The organism is Kitasatospora sp. MY 5-36, from assembly GCF_001182915.1.
In the GTDB taxonomy this organism is placed as follows: Bacteria; Actinomycetota; Actinomycetes; order Streptomycetales; family Streptomycetaceae; genus Kitasatospora.
The window spans coordinates 1-6,440 of record NZ_LFVW01000646.1; the positions used below are offsets into that span (position 1 = coordinate 1).

The window sequence follows — 6,440 nt, forward strand, 5'->3', positions numbered from 1 at the left end:
TGCAGGCTCCGCCGGTCCAGGCCGCGCCGGCGCCCGTCCAGGCCCCGCCCGTGCAGCCCGCGCCGGTGCAGGCCCCGCCGCCGGTGGCGGCGCAGGCCCGTCCGGTGCGCTCGGTGGCTCCGGAGGACGACGTCCCGGAGGCGGACGACCCGGACCTCAAGGAGGACGTGTTCTCCGGCCAGGAGCTGATCATCCGCGAGTTGGGGGCGACGGTGCTGGAGGAGATCCACCACCAGGGCTCCTGATCCGGCCCCCGGGTCCTCCGGCCCAGGTCTCCGGGCCTACGGGCCCCTGAGCGGACCCTGATCCGGGCCCGATCCGGGGCCCGGACCGGCGGGCAGCACGTAGGCTCGGCGGTGACGGACGAAGCGCCGTACGACAGCCGTGACAGCAAGGAGACAGCCGTGTTCCCCGGTGGTGGCCAGCCCAACATGCAGCAGCTGCTGAAGCAGGCGCAGAAGATGCAGCAGGATCTCGCGAACGCCCAGCAGGAGCTGGCCGAGGCGAAGGTGAGCGGTTCGGCGGGCGGCGGCCTGGTCGAGGCGACGGTGACCGGTGCCGGTGAGCTGGTGGCGCTGAGCATCTCCCCGGCCGCCGTGGACCCGGACGACACCGAGACCCTGGCCGACCTGGTCCTGGCGGCCGTTCGGGACGCCAACCAGACCGCGCAGAAGCTGCAGGCCGAGCGCATGGGCCCGCTGACCCAGGGCCTGGGCGGCGGCGGCATCCCCGGCCTGCCGTTCTGACGTCGTCCAACGGCGGCTTCCAAGGCCAGAAGGTCTGAAGTTCAGACGACAGACCCATGTGATTTATGTGGGAGTCGGGCGTCGGGCGCTGTGTCCGACGCCCGATTCGTTGGATGATGGCACCGGAGCACCACCGGCCGTCCGGCACCACCGGCCCCGGCCGTCCGGCTCCACCAGCTTTCCGGCTTCACCAGCTCCGGCTCCACGGGCCACCAAGCCCCACCAGCCACCCGGCTCCACCGGCCGTCCGGCACACCGACCATCCGAGGGAAGGCGCGACGTTGTACGAGGGCGTGGTTCAGGACCTGATCGACGAACTGGGCAGGCTGCCCGGCGTCGGGCCCAAGAGCGCGCAGCGGATCGCCTTCCACGTGCTGCAGTCCGACCCGACGGACGTGCGCCGGCTGGCGCACGCGCTGCTGGAGGTCAAGGACAAGGTCCGCTTCTGCGCGGTCTGCGGCAACGTCGCGGAGGCCGAGCGGTGCCGGGTCTGCCTGGACCCGCGCCGCGACCTCGCCGTCATCTGCGTGGTCGAGGAGCCGAAGGACGTCGTCGCCATCGAGCGCACCCGTGAGTTCCGCGGCCGCTACCACGTGCTGGGCGGCGCGATCAGCCCCATCGAGGGCGTCGGCCCGGACGACCTGCGGATCCGCGAGCTGCTGTCGCGCCTCGCGGACGGCACGGTCACCGAGCTGATCCTGGCCACCGACCCCAACCTGGAGGGGGAGGCGACCGCCACCTACCTGGCCCGGCTCTGCAAGCCGATGGGCCTGAAGGTGACCCGTCTGGCGAGCGGCCTGCCCGTCGGCGGGGATCTGGAGTACGCGGACGAGGTCACCCTCGGCCGCGCCTTCGAAGGGAGACGACTGCTCGATGTCTGACCGGACGATCAACCAGCAGCCCCACACCCCCCACCAGCAGTCCCACGGGGAACCGGGGGCGCACGCCCCGCACGTCCACGGCCACGGCTCGGAGCCGGACGACTTCGCCGTGCAGATCGCCGACTCGGTGGAGAGCTTCGTGCTCGCCGTCACCGAGGTCGCCAAGGGCGACGAGCCCGGCAGCGCGGTCTCGCTGCTGCTCCTGGAGGTCTCGCAGCTGCTGCTGGCCGGCGGCCGGCTGGGCGCGATCGAGGACGTCGTCCCGGAGGACCGGTTCGAGCCGGACACCGGCCCCGAGCCGGACGGCGAGCAGCTGCGCGAGCGCCTCGCCGAGCTGCTCGCGCCGATCGACGTCTACCACGAGGTCTTCGACCCGTACGGTCCGCCGGAGAAGCCCAACGCCTTCCGGATCTCGGACGACCTGGCCGGCGTGGTCAGCGAGCTCCAGCACGGCCTGACCCACTACCGCGAGGGCCGGGTCAGCGAGGCGCTGTGGTGGTGGCAGTTCTCGTACCTCTCCAACTGGGGCACGACCTGCACGGCGGTGCTGCGGGCCCTGCAGTCGCTGATCGCCCACGTTCGGCTGGACAGCCCGATCGGCGCGGCGCCGGACGGCGCGGACACCGACGACGACGGGCTCACCGACGAGCAGCTGGAGCAGCAGGCGGGCGACCTGATGGCGGCCGAGCTCGGCATCGGGCGGTAGTTTCCCGGACGGAAATCCGGTGGAATGCGGCGGATCGCGGGCAGATCGTGGCACGGATCGCGGGCACAACGCGGTACGGATCCCGGCACGGATCGCGGGCTGATCGAATGCGCCCTCGGATTGTGACGAATGCCTCAGCGCCCCGGCCGGAAAAGAAATCCGGCCGGATCGCCGTCCCCCGGTCGGGCGATTCTTCGGAGCGGTACCGAATCGCCCGCAGACCTGACGGCGGAGCCGCCCGTACGGCCGCTCACGTGCTGAAACTACCGTCTCACGATATGGAAAGCGCCGGTCGGAGCACCCCTGCTCGGTAGACTGACGACGACCGCACCCCCCTCTCCCCCGGGGGGTACGGGGGCCCGTAGCCCCCGGAAAAGACTTCGAGTCGAGGAGCGCACGTGGGCCTTGTCGTGCAGAAGTACGGCGGCTCATCCGTTGCGGATGCCGAAGGCATCAAGCGCGTGGCCCGCCGAATCGTTGACGCCAAGAAGGCCGGCCATGAGGTCGTCGTCGTGGTGTCCGCGATGGGCGACACGACGGACGAGCTCATCGAACTCGCGGAGCAGGTGTCACCGCTGCCTGCCGGCCGTGAGTTCGACATGCTGCTGACCGCTGGAGAGCGCATCTCCATGGCGCTGCTGGCCATGGCGATCAAATCCCTGGGGCACGAGGCGCAGTCCTTCACGGGCAGCCAGGCCGGTGTCATCACCGACTCCGTGCACAACAAGGCGCGCATCATCGACGTGACGCCCGGTCGCATCCGCACCGCCCTGGACCAGGGCAACATCGCGATCGTGGCCGGCTTCCAGGGCGTCTCCCAGACCAGCAAGGACATCACCACGCTGGGCCGGGGCGGCTCGGACACCCCCGCCGTGGCACTCGCCGCCGCGCTGAAGGCCGAGGTCTGCGAGATCTACACCGACGTGGACGGCGTGTTCACCGCCGACCCGCGCGTGGTGAAGAAGGCCCGCAAGATCGACTGGATCGCCTACGAGGACATGCTGGAGCTGGCCTCGTCGGGTTCCAAGGTGCTGCTCGATCGGTGTGTCGAGTACGCCCGTCGCTACAACATCCCGATTCACGTACGCTCGTCCTTCTCGGGTCTTCCCGGGACGATCGTCAGCAACGACAACCCGAACAAGCCCGAAGGGGGCGAGATGGAGCAGGCCATCATCTCCGGAGTCGCCCACGACACCTCCGAGGCCAAGGTCACCGTCGTCGGCGTGCCCGACAAGCCGGGCGAGGCGGCGCGCATCTTCCGCGCCATCGCCGACGCCGAGGTCAACATCGACATGGTGGTGCAGAACGTCTCCGCCGCGTCGACCGGCCTGACCGACATCTCCTTCACCCTGCCCAAGACCGAGGGCCAGAAGGCCATCGACGCGCTGGGCCGGGTCAAGCAGGGCATCGGCTACGAGTCGCTCCGCTACGACGACGCGATCGGCAAGATCTCGCTGGTCGGCGCCGGCATGCGCTCCAACCCGGGCGTCACGGCGACCTTCTTCGAGGCGCTGTCCGCCGCGGGCGTCAACATCGAGCTGATCTCCACCTCGGAGATCCGCATCTCGGTGGTCACCCGCGCCGACGACGTGCCGGAGGCCGTCCGTGCCGTGCACAGCGCCTTCGGCCTGGACAGCGAGAGCGACGAGGCCGTCGTCTACGGCGGCACCGGGCGATGACCCGGGAACGGAACGGGAGCACCGGGCGATGACCCGGGCACCGGGCCGGGACGCCGGGCGATGACCCGGCGTCCCAACCTCGCCGTCGTCGGCGCCACCGGCGCGGTCGGCGAGGTGCTGCTCGGGCTGCTCTCCCTCCGCCAGGACGTCTGGGGCGAGGTCCGACTCGTCGCCTCCCCGCGCTCGGCCGGCCGTACGGCGCTGGTGCGCGGGGAGACCGTCGCGGTCGTCCCGCTGACCGAGGAGGCCTTCGCGGGGATCGACGTCGCGCTCTTCGCCGTCCCCGACCAGGTCTCCGCCCAGTGGGCGCCGATCGCGGCGGCCAAGGGCGTCGTGGTGGTCGACGACTCGGCCGCCTTCCGCACCGCCGAGGACGTGCCGCTGGTCGTCCCGGAGGTCAACGCGGCCGCGCTGCGGATCCGCCCGCGCGGCATCGTCGCCAGTCCGGCCGGCACCACGCTCGCGATGATCGCCGCGGTCGGCGCGCTGCACGCCGAGTACGGGCTGGCGCAGCTCGTGGTCGCCTCCTACCAGGCCGCCGGCGGCGAGGGCCGCGACGGTGAGGCGGCGCTGCGCGCGCAGACCGGGCTGGTGGCGGGCACCGCGGTGGGCCGGCAGACCGGCGACCTGCGCGCGCTGATCGCCGATCAGGGGCCGTTCGCCGCCCCGCTCGCGCTCAACGCCGTGCCCTGGACCGGCGGGCTGCGCGACGGCGGCTGGTCCGCCGAGGAGATGGGCATCCGCGACGAGTCCCGCAAGGTCCTCGGCCTGCCTGCCCTGAAGGTCTCGGCGACCTGCGTCCACATCCCCGTCGTCCGCACCCACGCGCTGGCCGTGCACGCGCGGTTCGAACGCGAGGTCACCCAGGAGCACGCGCAGGAGATCCTGCGGGACGCGCCCGGCGTGGTCCTCTACGACGACCCGGCGGCGGGCGAGTTCCCGACGCCGAACGACGTGGTCGGGACGGACCCGGTCTGGGTCGGGCGGGTCCGGCGGGCGCTGGACGAGCCGGAGGCGCTGGACCTCTTCCTCTGCGGGGACAACCTGCGCAAGGGCGCGGCGCTCAACCTGGTGCAGCTGGCCGAGCTGGTGGCGGCGGAGCTGACGGCGGGAACGCCGACGGATTAGGTCCTCTCTTTCGGATCACGTCGGATCAGCGCGCGGCGTTGGAGTGCGTGCATCGCAAGGCGGAGGAGGGAGTCCATGCGGAGCATCGGCGACCGACGACAACGCGGCGAGGTGCGTGCTCCGGCGTCGTGCGCCCGGCATGATCCGAAAGAGAGGGCCCCGGTCCTGACGGGCTCTCACGGGTTCCGATGTGCCCGCTTGTGTCCACACCTGTGTCCATACCTGTGTTCGCTCCTCGACACAATCTGTCCGGAATCCCGTGGGAATCCCCTGGAGGCCTCTTCAGCCGATGCGGAAGAATGGGCCCCGGGCTGGGCAACCATGACAGGGGATCGAGTGTCCAACGTGCGTGGCGAACGTGATGGTGGGGGCAAGGGCGGGCATCCCGGCAAGAGCCGCGGTGTCCTTCCCCTCGCGCGCCCCGAGGCCTGCGAGTAGGCCGGAAGAAGACCAGATGACGGCGGCCGCACCCGGTGCGGCGGACTCCGGTGCCGGTACCGACGCGGGTACCAGCGAGGACCTGCTCACCGCGACCTACCAGGCGCACTACCGCTCGCTGCTGCGGCTCGCCGCGCTGCTCCTCGACGACCTCTCGACCTGCGAGGACGTCGTCCAGGAGGCGTTCATCCGGGTGCACGCCGCCCGGCGCCGGGTGCGCGAGCCCGAGAAGACCCTGGCGTACCTGCGGCAGACGGTCGTCAACCTGTCCCGCTCCACGCTGCGCCGCCGCATCCTCGGGCTGCGACTGCTGCCGAAGCCCATGCCTGACATGGCCAGTGCAGAAGAAGGTGCTTACGATGCCCTGGAGCGCGACCAGTTGAAGGCCGCGCTGCGTGGTCTGCAACGCCGTCAGCGGGAGGTTCTGGTGCTGCGTTACTTCGTGGACATGACGGAGGCGCAGGTCGCCGAGACCCTGGGCATCTCGCTCGGCTCGGTGAAGGCCTACGGCTCGCGCGGGCTCGCCGCCCTGCGCGTCCAGATGGCGGCCGGACATGGCTGAGGCGGACGGCGACCGACGGCGGCCGGCGGACGGCACTCCGGAGGCGGGCGGGCCTGAGGTGAACGGACCCGGGACGCCCGGGGCGAACGAGCCCGGGGCGACCGGGCTCGGGGTGACCGGGCTCGGCGCTTCCAGAGCGAGCAGGCCCGGGGCCGAGGCCCCGGAGGAGCTGCTGTCCCTGTCCACCGAGGAACGGGCGGTGCGCGAGCTCCTGCACGGCGCCGTCTCCGGCATCCAGCCCGCGGCCGGCGGGCTGCCGCGGATCCGGCGGGCGGTGCCCCGCCGCCGGGCCGCCCGGCG

General features: G+C 71.8%; 6 protein-coding genes and 2 pseudogenes. All 8 read left to right on the plus strand.

Features of this window, described 5'->3' with window-relative positions; translation table 11 throughout:
• A pseudogene (locus tag AE652_RS32580) lies at window positions 1-245 on the plus strand (DNA polymerase III subunit gamma and tau); the annotation flags it as partial.
• A 159-nt stretch (window positions 246-404) separates the two neighbouring features.
• Window positions 405-746 (plus strand): YbaB/EbfC family nucleoid-associated protein, encoded by a 342-nt coding sequence (locus tag AE652_RS32585; protein WP_074001802.1) that lies wholly within the window; start codon window positions 405-407, stop codon window positions 744-746.
• A gap of 281 nt (window positions 747-1,027) precedes the next feature.
• A complete protein-coding gene (recR, locus tag AE652_RS32590) occupies window positions 1,028-1,627 on the plus strand; it encodes a recombination mediator RecR (protein ID WP_049658152.1) in 600 nt (199 codons plus the stop codon).
• Window positions 1,620-2,333 (plus strand): DUF5063 domain-containing protein, encoded by a 714-nt coding sequence (locus tag AE652_RS32595; protein WP_234348627.1) that lies wholly within the window; start codon window positions 1,620-1,622, stop codon window positions 2,331-2,333. The genes recR and AE652_RS32595 overlap by 8 nt, the downstream gene beginning before the upstream one ends.
• A 398-nt stretch (window positions 2,334-2,731) precedes the next feature.
• Window positions 2,732-4,012, plus strand: a complete 1,281-nt coding sequence (locus AE652_RS32600; protein ID WP_049658154.1) for an aspartate kinase — start codon at window positions 2,732-2,734, stop codon at window positions 4,010-4,012.
• Between the two features lie 60 nt (window positions 4,013-4,072).
• On the plus strand, window positions 4,073-5,140 hold the full coding sequence (locus tag AE652_RS32605; protein WP_049658155.1) for an aspartate-semialdehyde dehydrogenase: 1,068 nt from the start codon (window positions 4,073-4,075) through the stop codon (window positions 5,138-5,140).
• Between the two features lie 454 nt (window positions 5,141-5,594).
• Entirely contained in the window at window positions 5,595-6,140 is a 546-nt protein-coding gene (locus AE652_RS32610; protein ID WP_049658157.1) for a SigE family RNA polymerase sigma factor, read from the plus strand.
• A 58-nt stretch (window positions 6,141-6,198) separates the two neighbouring features.
• Window positions 6,199-6,440 (plus strand): annotated as a pseudogene (locus AE652_RS32615) (hypothetical protein); the annotation flags it as partial.

What these genes read in the sequence shown, in the direction of transcription:
- AE652_RS32605 (WP_049658155.1), top strand. Translation starts at nt 4,073, where the DNA reads ATGACCCGGCGTCCCAACCTCGCCGTCGTCGGCGCCACCGGCGCGGTC.
- AE652_RS32610 (WP_049658157.1), top strand. Translation starts at nt 5,595, where the DNA reads ATGACGGCGGCCGCACCCGGTGCGGCGGACTCCGGTGCCGGTACCGAC.
- AE652_RS32595 (WP_234348627.1), top strand. Translation starts at nt 1,620, where the DNA reads ATGTCTGACCGGACGATCAACCAGCAGCCCCACACCCCCCACCAGCAG.